The sequence below is a fragment of the Nostoc sp. genome (assembly GCF_036917095.1).
In the GTDB taxonomy this organism is placed as follows: Bacteria; Cyanobacteriota; Cyanobacteriia; order Cyanobacteriales; family Nostocaceae; genus Nostoc.
Genome location: NZ_JBALFH010000014.1, coordinates 227070 through 240485, shown reverse-complemented (window position 1 = coordinate 240485; position 13416 = coordinate 227070). Strand labels below are relative to the sequence as shown.

Here is a 13416-nt window from a genome sequence, read left to right as displayed (position 1 = left end):
GAAAAAGTTTGTTTTGATTGTGTACTAACCAACAGTTTAAAACGGTAAGACAGCATTATGCATCGGATAAGTAGCACATCGGGTGGATGGAATCAGTCAGAGGGTTTAATTTTTTTAGAACAAACTCCAGCGCCTTTCGTGTTGATTACGGCTGCTGATACCGACATTCAAACTTTGGCAGCTGCGGTGACAAAATTACCTACAAGCTTTCCTGCATTGAGAGTCGCCAACCTGTTGCAGTTGCAGCAACAATTAAGCATAGACACTTATGGAGAGCAAGTTTTGGAACTTGCCCAGGTAATCATTTTGCGCCTGTTAGGAGGACGTTCCTACTGGAGTTATGGCTTAGAAGTAGTGCAAGAAATTGTGCAACGTAATGGTAGAACCCTCATTGTAATGCCAGGGGACGACGCTTTCGATCCCGATTTAATTTCCCAGTCTACCGTGCCTTTGGCTATTGTTAACCAGCTATGGCAGTATTTTAGCGAAGGCGGCGTAGAAAATTTCGTTAATGCTCTGCAATTTATCTCTGACAGTTGCCTGTTAACTGCATACAATCCACCGCCACCCCGGCCAGTTCCGCGTGTGGGATTGTATGAATGGGGAGTGGGGGATGAGGGAGCAGGGGAGGCAGGGGGAGCAGGGGAGGCAGGGGGAGCAGGGGAGGCAGGGGGAGCAGGGGAGGCAGGGGGAGCAGGGGAGCAGGGGAGCAGAGGAGAGTTAGAACTGGATTCATCCACCTCGGAACTCCGTTCATGCACCTCAGAACCTCAAATCTCCGAATCCCCAATGCCCAAAATCGGCATCCTTTTCTACCGCGCTCATTATTTAGCGGGGAATACCAAAGTAATTGATGCTTTATGCGAAGCTTTGGTGCAGAAAAATTTACAACCTGTGCCAGTATTTGTTTCCTCATTGCGTGAACCTGATGTTCAAGTTGAGTTGAGTGAATTTTTCCAACCCAAAGAAGCCGATTCAATCGCTGTGCTGCTAAATACCACCAGTTTTTCTCTAGCACGCTTGGAAAGTGAAACACCCCAAACCGAACTTTGGGAAAAATTAGATGTGCCTGTGTTGCAGGTAATCCTCAGTGGCGGATCGATTGAGCAGTGGGAGTCACAGTTTCAAGGGCTTTCTCCCCGCGATATTGGGATGAATGTGGCGCTACCAGAAGTAGATGGGCGGATTATTACTCGTGCTGTGTCTTTTAAAGCCGTACAAACTCGTAATCCCCATCTAGAGACAGATGTGGTAATTTATGAACCAGTGAGCGATCGCATTGAGTTCGTCGCTAAACTAGCAGCCAATTGGGCGCGTCTACGTTCTAAACCACCCCAAGAACGGCGAATTGCCCTAATTCTGGCAAACTACCCCAACCGCAATGGCCGCCTCGCCAATGGTGTAGGACTCGACACTCCGGCTAGTTGTGTAGAAATCCTGCAAGCTTTACATCTGGCTGGTTATGAAGTCGAAAATCCACCTGCTCAAGGAGATGAGTTAATTCAACGGCTGACAGATGGCGTAACCAACGATCCAGAAGGTAGAGAATCGCTTCCGGTACACCAAAGTGTTTCTTGGGAAGAATACCAAAATTATTTTGCTTCTTTGCCACCAGCAGTTCAGCAAGGTATTAGCGAACGGTGGGGAAATTTAGAGCAGGGAAGCAATCAAGAATTATTCCCCCCTGCCCCCCTGCCCCCCTGCCCCTCTGCCTCTTTCCCCGTTCCCGGAATCCAACTCGGCAACATCTTCGTCGGAATTCAGCCAGCAAGGGGTTATGATAATGACCCCAGTTTGAATTATCATGCGCCAGATTTAGAACCAACCCATGCTTATTTAGCTTTCTACTATTGGGTTAGAGAAACTTTTGGTGCTGATGCCGTAGTTCATGTAGGGAAACACGGAAATCTAGAATGGCTACCGGGCAAAAGTGTGGCTTTATCGAGTAATTGTTATCCAGAAGTAGCTTTTGGCGCACTTCCCCACCTGTACCCGTTTATTGTCAACGATCCTGGTGAAGGTTCCCAAGCCAAACGTCGCGCTCAAGCGGTGATTATAGATCACCTCACGCCACCGATGACTCGTGCGGAACTCTACGGTTCTTTGCAACAGTTAGAAAATTTAATTGATGAGTATTATGAAGCCGACAGTTTAGATCCTTCGCGTTTACCAGTGATTCGCGATCGCATCCACGAACTGGTAATCAAAGAAAATCTCCATCTAGATTTAGGAATCCAAAATGAAACAGAAATTTTTAATTCTGAATCTTTAATTTTGAATTCTATCGGTGGCTATCTGTGTGAATTGAAAGAAGCCCAAATCCGCGATGGCTTGCATATTTTTGGGCAATGTCCCCAAGGACGGCAGCTGCGAGATTTAATAGTAGCGATCGCTCGCATCCCCAATCGCCATTCTTCAGGTATCACCCGTGCGATCGCTCAAGATTGGGGACTAGATTTCGATCCCCTCACAGCAGATTTGTCAATGCCTAGCGGTGAATACTCAATAGTCAACGGCACAGAATGCCGTACCCTCGGCGATATTGTCGAAGTTCTAGAAGAACACGCCGCCCTCCTAGTCGAACAACTAATATCTTGTACAGACGCGATTCATCGCGTCTCCCCCCCCAGCACAGACGCGATGAATCGCGTGTCTACCTGGATACGCGATCGCCTCCTCCCAGCTTTACAAAAAACCCACGAAGAAATCACCCATTTATTACACGGACTCGATGGCGGATATGTCCCCAGCGCTCCATCTGGCGCACCCACACGCGGCCGCCCGGAAGTTCTACCAACAGGGAGAAACTTTTATTCCGTCGATATTCGCGCCATTCCCACAGAGACAGCTTGGGATATCGGTAGAAAAGCTGCCGAAACCCTCGTCGAATATTACACTCAAGAACATGGTGAATATCCCAAAACACTAGGCTTATCATTGTGGGGAACAGCCACCATGAGAACAGGCGGTGATGACATTGCCGAAGCCTTAGCTTTACTTGGAGTTCAACCTGTCTGGGATGGTGCAGCACGGCGAGTAGTGGATTTTGAAATTTTGCCCTTGGCGATTTTGGGGCGTCCCCGCGTAGATGTCACCTTGCGAATTTCGGGATTCTTCCGGGATGCTTTTCCCAACTTGATTGATTTATTCGCTCAAGCAGTATCAGCAGTAGCAGACTTGGATGAACCGCCAGAACAAAATCCCCTAGCGGATGCAGTTCGCCAAGAAACTGATTTGTGGACAAGCCAAGGATTAAGTGTAGAAGAAGCCGTGGTGCGATCGCGCTATCGCATCTTTGGTTCTCGCCCAGGTGCTTACGGCGCTGGACTCCAAGGTTTAATCGAATCGCAAAACTGGACAGATGACGAAGATTTAGCCCGCGCCTACATTAACTGGAGTTCTTACGCCTATTCTTCGGGAAACTTGGCAGGGGAGCAGGGGAGCAGGGGAGCAGAGGGAGCAGGGGGAGCAGGGGAGGATAAAATTTCCAATACCCAGTCGCCAGTCCCCAATGCTGAAGCCTTCAAGCAACGCTTGGCGCAAATGCAAGTTGTCCTGCACAATCAAGATAATCGCGAACACGACCTACTAGATTCTGATGATTATTACCAATTTCAGGGTGGCTTAACAGCGGCGGTGCGTTCTCTACAGGGAAAAAATCCCCAAACTTATTTTGGTGATAATTCCATACCCGCCCAACCACGAGTTCGCCAACTGAAAGAAGAAATTGCACGGGTGTATCGTTCTCGCGTAGTTAATCCCAAGTGGATTGCAGGAGTCATGCGCCACGGTTACAAAGGTGCCTTTGAAATGGCAGCGACAGTAGATTTTTTATTCGCCTATGATGCAACAGCTAAATGTGTCGAAAATTATATGTATCAAGGCATAGTAGAAGTTTACTTGTTAGATCCAGTTGTGTCAGAATTTATTCAGGAAAAGAACCCTTATGCTCTGCGTGATATTGCTGAAAGATTATTAGAAGCACACAAGCGCAATTTGTGGGAGGATGTAGATATAGGAACATTAGAAGCTTTGAGGAACCTAGTACATCAAGCTGAAGCAGTTATCGAAGAAAAATCAATGGTGTAGGAAAGAAATATGGAGAATCTTGCGTATTTGCACCTAGCTTTCGCCTACGAAGACAGCACACCCAGTGAATTGGTCTCCCTCAGTTCTTTGTTTAACAAAGCAGCTGCACCAGACTGGAAAAGGCTTTCTGGTAGGGCTTGGAAGTATATGTTGCCCCTTGCTCTGTCTTTATCTATTCTTGGCGCACTCAGCAGCGTCATGGCACTGGAAAATGGCGATCGAGGCCCTTCTGTCAGAAATCTACAACAAAAGTTGAAAACAGCAGGTTTTTACCAAGCTTCTGTTACCCAAGTATATGACGTATCCACACAAGAAGCTGTGCGGCGCTTCCAAAAGGCCGCTGGTTTACCAGTGGATGGCATTGTTGGAGCAAGCACCCTGCAAAAATTAGAAAGTTGGCAAGCCAAAAAGCCCAGTACTACAACTACACAAGCTAAAAAAGCCACTGTTGTAAGTACACAAGCTAAAAAGCCCAGCACTACTAGTTCAGCAACTAGCCAGCGCCGCAGCAATCCCAACTACCTTACTAAGGGGGATGAAGGTGAAGATGTCAGGGCTTTACAAGAACGCTTAAGAGTCGCAGGCTTTTATTACGGAAACGCCACAGGAATATTTGGCCCAATTACCGAAGAAGCTGTCAAGCGGTTCCAAGATTCTTACAAGTTAAGCGTTGACGGTGTTGTTGGCCCAGCAACATTAGCTAAATTGCCGGGAACTGGCATTGGTGATGGAGAAGAGGCTCCCAAAAAGGTAGTCAATCGAGATAAACTTCGTGTAGGCGATCGCGGTGAGCCAGTTAGAATTGTTCAAGAGCAATTAATCCAGGCAGGATATTTAGAGGGAGAGCCAAATGGCTACTATGGCCCCTATACTGCCGATGCTGTAAAAAGATTTCAGGCAGCTAATTTCTTAGCAGCAAGTGGTGTTGCTGGCCCAACTACGCGAGCTAAGTTATATAGCTCAGTTAATACTACTAGCAAAAGCGAATTTAATACCCTGGAAATCCAAACCCGACTACGGGAGCGGGGTTTTTATAAAGGCAAGCTGAACGGTGTGATGGCAGATGACACCAAAAAAGCGATTAAACAAGCCCAAGAATTCTACGGGATTAGTCTTAAGGATCTTAAGAGCGGACGCTTTTAGCATCCGCTTTGGTGTCGTTAGTATCAGTTCCCAACTGGTTGCTTGCCTCCAGTAATAGCAAATTACGAACTGCTCAGATTCCATTTATTTGGTTAATTTGAGTAGTTTCGTCTTATTTATCCACAAGTGCTAAAGCGGCATCAGCGCCCGTTGGCACTTGGGACACACTGCATGGATGGTCATTTGACAGTCCAGTAGATGGAAACCTTCTTTTTGGGCGGTTTTCGACCCAATTTTTAAAATTGAGTCATTTTTAAACTCAATAGTTGAGTTGCATCTAACACAAATTAAGTGATGGTGGTGATGAGGATAGGGCTGGTTGATTTCATAATGCTTATGTCCTTCGCCCAGTTCTAGTTCCCGTAAAATTCCCATCCTTGCCATCAACTTTAAACTCCGATAAATAGTTGATAGGCTGATCCCTTTGCCATCAGTTTCTAGCCGATGATAAAGATCCTCTGCACTCAGATGTTCGCCTTGCGGAAGTTCTTGAAAAATGTGTAAAATTGTTTCGCGCTGGGGAGTTAATCGCCAGCCTCGTTCGTTCAGTTCTGCCTTGAGTGAAGTAGTTGTGTAGACAGTCATACTAGTATTTCTCAACAAAGCTCGTTAATTGAGAATATAACAAATCTTGGGAGCAATTTGCAACAATCATTGCCTATTGAGAATCAATGTTAAATATTTAAGAACAATTCATCAAATCTCGATCGAAATTCAAGTAATTAGCTGTAATGCATTTAATTTGCATACAGCTAATAGTTAGGATACTTGTAACGATTGCATCCCTTGACTTTGAATTTTGAATAAGTAAATTTTGAATTGCTGAATCGATCCCTACCTTCAAGATATTTGAGCAAAGGTCTGGGGAAACTCTTGTATAATTAAATGCAAATTATTTGCTACAAGCCTTTAAAAGGCTTTGAATATGGGATAGAATCAGCCCTTTGTCCGTAGTCATTTGTCAAGTGTAGTTTTCTAATGACAAATGACTAATGACAAATGACTAACTTAAAGACTCCAAATAGTCGCGGATGAGGTTGCGTCGCTTGGGTTGACGTAGCTTTTGCAAAGCCTTGGATTCTATTTGTCTGACTCGTTCCCGTGATAAGTCAAGAGCGCGGCCAATTTCTGCTAAAGAGTAAGGATGACCATCTGCCAAACCAAACCGCATCAAAATTACATCGCGTTCCCGGCTAGTCAAATCTGACAGAAGATGATGCAAATCTCTTTGTAAAGATTCTCGCATTAACATCTCTTCTGGGGTTACACTGTCGGTTTCGAGTAATTCGCCTAACTCAGTGTCTTTATCTTTGCCTACTTTGGTTTCCAAAGAAACGGAGCGAGGAACCCGCAACAAAACTTCTCGTACTTGGGTCGGTGTCATCTCTAACTCAGTTGCTAAATCTTCTAGAGTAGGGGTGCGACCTTTTTCTTGAGCAATTTTGCGTTGGGCCTTTTTGATTTTGTTTAACTTTTCGGTAATATGGACAGGGAGGCGGATCGTGCGACTAGAAGTAGCGATCGCTCGGGTAATTCCCTGACGAATCCACCAGTAAGCATAAGTACTGAAGCGGTAACCCTTAGTTGGGTCAAATTTTTCTACAGCCCGCTCCAAACCGAGTGTGCCTTCTTGGACTAAATCCAACAATTCCAAACCGCGATTTTGATACTTCTTAGCAACAGACACAACTAGGCGAAGATTAGCCTTAATCATGTGTTCTTTTGCTTGGAGTCCTTGGGACTGAATTTGCTCCAATTCTTCTACTGTCAACTTGGCAATTTCAGCCCAGCGACGTTTGCCATCTGCCAAAGTTGGTCTGAGATCCGCTACCATTATGCCAGCAGTGGCAGCCCATCTTTCCAAAGACGGGCGATGTCCTAGTTCTGAGGTTAGACGTTCTTGAACTTCAATTAACCTCTGATAGGGCGAAATCACTTCATCCCCTTGCTTTGCGGCGTTAGCAAGTACTATCCGCATCCGCAAGTAGCGCTGGACTTTTTGAGCTTCTGAAACCTCTTCATCCCGCCCTAACAAGCGAACCCGACCAATTTCCTGAAGATATAGACGTACTAGGTCTGTACTACGACGGTTAGTGTTAGCAGCAAAGTTAGCATGGTCAGCAGAAGCCATTTCCAGCTCCTGTAGGTCATCTACCGATAACTCACTTTCGTCAACCGTGAGATCCGAGTCCAAAGCCTGGCGGGACTTTTTGGTGTTGTAGGGGGCATCTGCATAAAAAGATGTTGCTGGCATAAAGATCGTCTCAATGGCTCCAGGTAACAATAGATTACGGTCAGCTTAGATTACGGTCAGCTATTCAACTGTTGCTATTGTTCCCGTGATTTACGATGAACTAACATAGTTGAAGGTTCCATTACAATTTTTTTTTGAAATTAATTGTAAGGGTTTCATTGGATACAGCATTACTGAACTGAATCGGCTGCAAAACTTTTGATTGAACCAATAGCTATTCAAATCCGCAGCTAAGTTTTCAATATTTCAACTACTTAGTTAACATTTCAACCTTGACGGTTATTTCTAGTAACTTTTTTAACACAGTATAAACATCCTTCAGTGAATGTCATCTTTATATTTGGCATAGTCACCTTTACATGGCTACAAAAGTAATATCCTGACGATTTACCAATTTTTTCTAAGGATTATTTACGTATAAGTAGAACTAATGAATATCGAGGAAGTGATTAGTATTAACCGCAAAAATTCTATATACACGGAGGTAGAAGAGGCAAAGATGCGTCCTTCTCCGTGTAAGTGTTAACCCGTCAATTTCAACTTGACGGACTTCTAACTAGTAGTTGTACTCAGGCTTGATATCTCGCAGCATCAGTTCATCAAGTGCTTGGCGGGGTGTGACTTCACCCTGAAGTAAACGATAAACTTGCTCAGTAATTGGAACAGGAATGTTTTCTTGCTTGGCTCGTTGCATCAAAACCCGACAAGTGTTTACTCCCTCAGCAGTTCCTTGTAAATTTGCGAGAGTTTCTGTAAGTGACTTACCACCAGCTAGCTGGTAGCCAACTTGGTAATTGCGACTTAGGGGACTATTGCACGTTGCTAACAAATCTCCTAGACCAGATAAACCATAAAATGTTTCCGTCTTTGCACCCCAGTCGTTGCCGATGCGAACCATTTCTGTAAGCCCACGGGTGACTAAAGCGGCTTTGGCATTGGTTCCCAGTTGTAAACCATCGCACACACCAGCTGCGATCGCAATCACATTTTTCAGCGTTCCCCCCAATTCCACGCCCAAGGGATCGGGATTGGTATATACCCGGAAGCGATGAGAAGAAAATACTAACTGCACTACTTCCGCAGCCGTGGGAATATTACTGGCTACCACCGTTGCTGCGGGTAACTCTAGTTGAATTTCTTTAGATAAATTAGGCCCAGACAAAACAACCACTGCATGGTTAGGGAATATTGTTTGCCAAATTTGCGACGGCGTACAGGTGGTTTGAGGGTCTAAGCCTTTCGTCGCTGTGACAAAAATTGTCTCTGGAGAAAGGGGGAAAGACTGGACTTGGGAAGCAACATCTCTCACACCAATCATTGAGATAGCGGACAAAACTATTTGGACATCTTTTAAAACTGCTTCTAGAGTTTGGGAACCTTGACGCGACCAGACGCGCACCTGATGACCATTTGCTGTGGCGAGATTTGCGAGAGATGCACCCCAAGCACCTGCACCAAGAATTGCAACGGAAAGTTTTGAGTTGGAGTACATCTGCTCACTCATAACTCCTAATTCCTAACTCCTAACTTTTGAGCGGGGATAACGTTCCATTAATTCCCTGACTTGTTCGGCATGATATGAGCTTCTTGTCAAAGGTGAAGAAACAACTTGTAAAAATCCTATTTCTTCGCCGAATGCCTTCCAAGCAGCAAATTGTTCTGGGTTGATGAATTCATTTACTTGCAAGTGTTTTTGACTGGGTTGGAGGTATTGCCCAATTGTCAAAATGTCGCAATCGACGGTTCGCAAGTCTTGCATGACCTGGCGGATTTCGGCATCAGTTTCACCGAGTCCAACCATGATCCCGGATTTAGTGTATGTGGCAGGAGAAACTTGGCGAGAGCGCTGTAATAATTCTAATGTGCGATCGTAGTTTCCTTGAGGACGCACCCGGCGATACAGGCGGGGGACAGTTTCGGTATTGTGGTTTAATACCTCTGGCGCAGCTTGTAGAATTATCTCTAGAGCATCCCAATTACCGCACAAGTCAGGAATTAGTACCTCAATTGTGGTGTTGGGTGAAACAGAGCGAACCGCATTAATACACGATATAAACTGAGACGCGCCACCATCTGGCAAGTCATCTCGGTTTACAGAAGTGATTACCACATGATTAAGTTTCATGCGGCGAACAGCTTCCGCGAGTCGTGTAGGTTCTGTGGGATCTAGTGGTTTGGGTTTTTTCTCAAAATCAATATCGCAATAGGGACAAGCGCGTGTACAAGCCGGGCCCATAATTAAAAATGTGGCAGTCCCAGCGTTGAAGCATTCACCAATATTCGGACAGGACGCTTCCTCACAAACTGTATTGAGAGCTAAATCCCGCAAAATATCTTTAACGTTACCAATGCGCTCACGCCCAGGTGCTTTCACCCGCAACCAGTCTGGTTTTACAGTCACAATCCGCTTTTACCACTAGAGTTATACAAATTTAATCGTAGCAAGCAAAGCCTTTGATGAAGCGATTATATATAGATGTAATTCTGTTATTTGGCACAGGTTGTGATATTCTTAATTTACGATGCCATTTTTATGGCGGGATGTGGCGCAGCTTGGTAGCGCACTTCGTTCGGGACGAAGGGGCCGCTGGTTCGAATCCAGTCATCCCGATTTGTACTTGTACATTCGCAAATTATATGTCGCGATTCGCAAAGTTATGTCGTTATTGCCTAACATGATAGCGATCGCAAAATCAGTGAATCATCTTTAAATCTCCAAGGAGCGATCGCCTTTCTTACCAAGCGTTGTCTGAAATTAAGTCTCAAGATAGTGTGTACCTCACCACAGAAGAACTTAAGCTTGGCGTATAAGTTTAGGGAAATAGTGATGAATAAGGAAACAGTTCCTAGTCAAGCCGAAAAGTCGAATCCAGAAGGAGATCCATCACAATTAAGTCCAGAGGTACTCGACAAAATCAAACACCCTGCAAGAATAGACGATGTTATTCGAGAGCAATCACCAGAAGAACGTAGAAGTAACCCAGCTTTAGTACCAGAAATGATTGACGATCCAGCTGATAATGATTGATTGGGTTTGCAAAACAGTAATCGAAAAGCTCAGATTCGCTACTTTGTAGAGAAGTAGCGAATCTTGTTAGTAATGTGTTGCTATTCAAGATTATGTAGTTATTCTCGATATATTTCCGGCGTGTTGATGTCTCAGCCTAAGTATCAAATTTAACTTGATGAATTACTGGATAAAATTATTTGATATTTAGCGTAAAGCTAAAGTTTTTTCACGGATATTTTGTAAGTGCGTAGGGATCGCCGCCGTAGGCATCGCATCCTATTACTAAATAATAATGGATGCCATAGCTAAATCGTAGTTATTGTCAAACATTTGTCCAGCAATTTCATGAGTTTTTAGTTGATGCCACTCTTCCTCAATCCGATTGATTTCGGATAGAAGAATTAGATATTGGTATGAGGATGAAAGCCGGGTAGGATTCAAAACGGAACCAGGGAGATTAATTACCGTAAAAGGTACTAAACCTATTGGCATCATGCAATGGAAAGGAGAGAATTTTTATTTATATGGATTAGTATAACCATTAACTGAAGAGTATTTTATCTGGGAGTTTTCTCATTTTAGCCAGCATCTTCAGATATCAGAAAATATCATTCTCTTGTTTCAACCTCCTCATACACCACAAGTTAATTCAATTGAGCGATTGTGGGAGGAGGTGAAAAGACATTTTGCTTGGGAGAGTTTTGGAACTTTGGATGAATTGAGAGAATTTATCTGGAAGCGTTTGGAGAAATTAAACACATCAATTGTTGCTTCTATTACAGATTGGGATTTTATTGTTGATACTTTAATTTATATCAAATTTTTACTGAAATGGTATTACTCCCTGAATTACTATTTTGTAAATTTTTATTTTACTGTAGTTATATTTGTAAGCATCCCTAGCAAGGCAAACTAACACTTACAGTAGTTCCTTTTTCAGGAATGCTAGCAATTGTAAATTCACCACCATATAATTTAACTATATGCTGAACAATAGCCAGCCCTAAGCCAGAACCTTGTTGTTCCCATAACTTTCGATTAAATTGTACAAAAGCTCCAATTTTATTAATCTCTTCAATTGCCATACCTTTGCCATTATCAATTACAGACAAATTAAATTTATTACCTTCTATCTTACTCAGAACTTGAATTTCGCTGCTTGGCAAAGAAAATTTAAAAGAATTATCCAGTAATTCTTCAATCATAATACTCAAATATTGTTGTGGTAATTGTACTGTATATTGTTGAATATCCAGCTTTAAATCTTTTTGTCTACAGTTTTCTGTAGCTTTTTTGAGAGCCACTTCATTAATAATTTTCTCAGCAAGACATTTATCTTTTTTCTCTTGTATTTGACGGACTTTTTCGGGGTTTTTAGATATTAATTCCAGATTACTATATAATAAAAACCTTTGAACTAATGCATTCAAGCGATTGGCGGATCTGTAAATTATTTCTGCAATTTCGACTTCTTCCGAGTCAGGCATGATGCCACAACTTTCTATTAACAGCTGTGACATACCGAGAATACCATTTAAAGGCGTATTCAGTTCGTGAGGTAATGAGTGAGCAATATTCATTCTGAGTTCGTCTAGTTTGGCTTGAGTTTGGCGCTCAACTAAAGCGTGTTTATCAAGACGAGAAGCGATCGCATTGAGTAGTTCTTCAGGAGTAAACGGTTTAGTCAAATAATCATCAGCCCCAAAATCCATTCCCTGACGAAAATCTGAACGCTCTGCTTTAGCAGTAACAAATATTAAAGGAATATTAATAGTTGCTTCATTTTTACGTAAAGCAGACAGCACGCTATAGCCGTCTAATTCAGGCATCATAATGTCACAGATAATTAAATCTGGTAATTTTGCTTGAGCAATTTCTAATCCAATCTTACCGTTTGCAGCTATCAAAGTTTCAAAATCAGAAAGTTGTAGAATCTCCTGAATGTTTGCCCTGACTTGGGGTTCGTCTTCTATAATTAGAATTGTGTTCATCTATGATTAGTAAAGATAAAAATATCAGTTTTATGTTATTGATATAGCATGAGATAGGATAGCAATTTCCGATTTTACTAAACTATATTATTTGCTATACTTAAACGCATTGAGTTTTTGCAAAAGTTTGGCATTTTCTGGGGTTAGTAATGTTTGTAAATTCTTCATTTCATTCAAAAACATCATTTCTCTAGCATACTCTTGTTGTAGGATACTCAAGTAGCGATCGCGTTCAACATCTGATTGAGCTTTTTTCAGCATATAGATTGCCATATTGATATTTGAAAGGGGGTTGCCTAAATCTTGTAAAAGTTTTTGTAAAACCTCATTACATATTTCTGCTAAGTGTTGGCTCTCTTGTAGTTTTTGTGAATTTATCTCTATCTGCTGCTTCAACTTGGTATTTTGTTGATGTTCTTGTTCATATTGTTGTTTGATTAAAGTTGGTTTTTCTACGCGATTTAATCTGACGTTAATTGCCTTCAAAAGTTCTTCCATAGAAAAAGGTTTTGTCAGGTAATCATCGGCTCCTAACTCCATACCTTGGCGTAAGTCACCACGGTCTACTTTTGCAGTCAGAAAAATTACTGGGATAGATTCAGTTACTGGGTCTTGGCGTAAGGCTGCCAGTACACCGTAACCGTCAAGTTCAGGCATCATAACGTCACAACATATAAGGTCTGGTTGTTCTGTTTTAGCAAGTCGTAATCCTTCTAAGCCATTATTTGCAGTAATAGTATTAAAATCGGAGAAAGTTAAAATCTGTTGAATATTTGAACAAATTTGGACTTCATCTTCAATTACTAATATTTTTTTGTTCATTGACTTATTTCAATAGTGATTTTTACTAGGCGGTTTTGTGATATTTATAGACGCGGTAAATGCAGTTGCTATAACTGATTATTCAGCTTAACAACTTGGTAATTTAC

The 13416-nt window shown here is 42.7% G+C and carries 11 protein-coding genes and 1 tRNA gene; 5 read left to right on the top strand and 7 right to left on the bottom strand.

Annotation, left to right across the window (positions count from 1 at the left end; translation table 11 throughout):
- Nucleotides 1-57 precede the first annotated feature (57 nt).
- Together cobN and V7L01_RS03905 are read left to right on the top strand one after the other, a co-directional pair.
- Nucleotides 58-4089 carry a cobaltochelatase subunit CobN gene (cobN, locus tag V7L01_RS03910; protein ID WP_335032086.1) on the top strand — a complete coding sequence of 1344 codons (4032 nt, stop codon included), beginning with the start codon at nt 58-60 and terminating at the stop codon, nt 4087-4089.
- 9 nt (nt 4090-4098) lie between these two features.
- Complete coding sequence (locus V7L01_RS03905) at nt 4099-5232, top strand: peptidoglycan-binding domain-containing protein (protein WP_335032084.1); 1134 nt, start codon at nt 4099-4101, stop codon at nt 5230-5232.
- Nucleotides 5233-5361: 129 nt separating this feature from the next.
- Here V7L01_RS03905 and V7L01_RS03900 read toward each other — a convergent pair whose 3' ends face one another.
- From V7L01_RS03900 to lipA, 4 genes are all read right to left on the bottom strand, one after another.
- A complete protein-coding gene (locus V7L01_RS03900) occupies nt 5362-5817 on the bottom strand; it encodes a Fur family transcriptional regulator (protein ID WP_334710252.1) in 456 nt (151 codons plus the stop codon).
- 418 nt (nt 5818-6235) lie between these two features.
- Nucleotides 6236-7486 (bottom strand): RNA polymerase sigma factor SigC, encoded by a 1251-nt coding sequence (gene sigC / locus V7L01_RS03895; protein ID WP_335032082.1) that lies wholly within the window; start codon nt 7484-7486, stop codon nt 6236-6238.
- Between the two features lie 556 nt (nt 7487-8042).
- Nucleotides 8043-8978, bottom strand: a complete 936-nt coding sequence (locus V7L01_RS03890) for an NAD(P)H-dependent glycerol-3-phosphate dehydrogenase (RefSeq protein WP_335032188.1) — start codon at nt 8976-8978, stop codon at nt 8043-8045.
- 24 nt (nt 8979-9002) lie between these two features.
- Nucleotides 9003-9887, bottom strand: a complete 885-nt coding sequence (lipA, locus tag V7L01_RS03885; RefSeq protein ID WP_335032080.1) for a lipoyl synthase — start codon at nt 9885-9887, stop codon at nt 9003-9005.
- Between the two features lie 136 nt (nt 9888-10023).
- Here lipA and V7L01_RS03880 point away from each other — a divergent pair.
- Both V7L01_RS03880 and V7L01_RS03875 read left to right on the top strand, forming a co-directional pair.
- Nucleotides 10024-10097, top strand: a tRNA-Pro gene (locus V7L01_RS03880).
- Nucleotides 10098-10313: 216 nt separating this feature from the next.
- A complete protein-coding gene (locus tag V7L01_RS03875; protein WP_335032078.1) occupies nt 10314-10514 on the top strand; it encodes a hypothetical protein in 201 nt (66 codons plus the stop codon).
- Nucleotides 10515-10778: 264 nt separating this feature from the next.
- On the opposite strand, the gene V7L01_RS03870 is transcribed toward V7L01_RS03875, so the two are convergent.
- Nucleotides 10779-10991, bottom strand: coding sequence for a hypothetical protein (locus tag V7L01_RS03870; protein WP_335032076.1), 213 nt, complete (start codon nt 10989-10991; stop codon nt 10779-10781).
- Between the two features lie 121 nt (nt 10992-11112).
- On the opposite strand from V7L01_RS03870, the gene V7L01_RS03865 reads away from it, so the two are divergent.
- The gene (locus V7L01_RS03865; protein WP_335032075.1) at nt 11113-11412 is read left to right on the top strand and encodes a hypothetical protein; all 300 of its coding nucleotides are present in this window, start codon (nt 11113-11115) and stop codon (nt 11410-11412) included.
- Here the strand turns inward: V7L01_RS03865 and V7L01_RS03860 are convergent.
- The gene (locus V7L01_RS03860) at nt 11396-12487 is read right to left on the bottom strand and encodes a hybrid sensor histidine kinase/response regulator (protein ID WP_335032073.1); all 1092 of its coding nucleotides are present in this window, start codon (nt 12485-12487) and stop codon (nt 11396-11398) included. The two genes, V7L01_RS03865 and V7L01_RS03860, sit on opposite strands and share 17 nt — an antisense overlap.
- An 87-nt stretch (nt 12488-12574) precedes the next feature.
- Nucleotides 12575-13309, bottom strand: a complete 735-nt coding sequence (locus tag V7L01_RS03855; RefSeq protein ID WP_335032071.1) for a response regulator transcription factor — start codon at nt 13307-13309, stop codon at nt 12575-12577.
- Between the last annotated feature and the right edge of the window lie 107 nt (nt 13310-13416).

Coding starts and splice junctions, on each gene's coding strand:
- V7L01_RS03900 (WP_334710252.1), bottom strand. CDS start 5,817: ATGACTGTCTACACAACTACTTCACTCAAGGCAGAACTGAACGAACGA.
- V7L01_RS03870 (WP_335032076.1), bottom strand. CDS start 10,991: ATGATGCCAATAGGTTTAGTACCTTTTACGGTAATTAATCTCCCTGGT.
- V7L01_RS03860 (WP_335032073.1), bottom strand. CDS start 12,487: ATGAACACAATTCTAATTATAGAAGACGAACCCCAAGTCAGGGCAAAC.
- cobN (WP_335032086.1), top strand. CDS start 58: ATGCATCGGATAAGTAGCACATCGGGTGGATGGAATCAGTCAGAGGGT.
- V7L01_RS03855 (WP_335032071.1), bottom strand. CDS start 13,309: ATGAACAAAAAAATATTAGTAATTGAAGATGAAGTCCAAATTTGTTCA.
- V7L01_RS03905 (WP_335032084.1), top strand. CDS start 4,099: ATGGAGAATCTTGCGTATTTGCACCTAGCTTTCGCCTACGAAGACAGC.
- V7L01_RS03890 (WP_335032188.1), bottom strand. CDS start 8,978: ATGTACTCCAACTCAAAACTTTCCGTTGCAATTCTTGGTGCAGGTGCT.
- V7L01_RS03875 (WP_335032078.1), top strand. CDS start 10,314: ATGAATAAGGAAACAGTTCCTAGTCAAGCCGAAAAGTCGAATCCAGAA.
- sigC (WP_335032082.1), bottom strand. CDS start 7,486: ATGCCAGCAACATCTTTTTATGCAGATGCCCCCTACAACACCAAAAAG.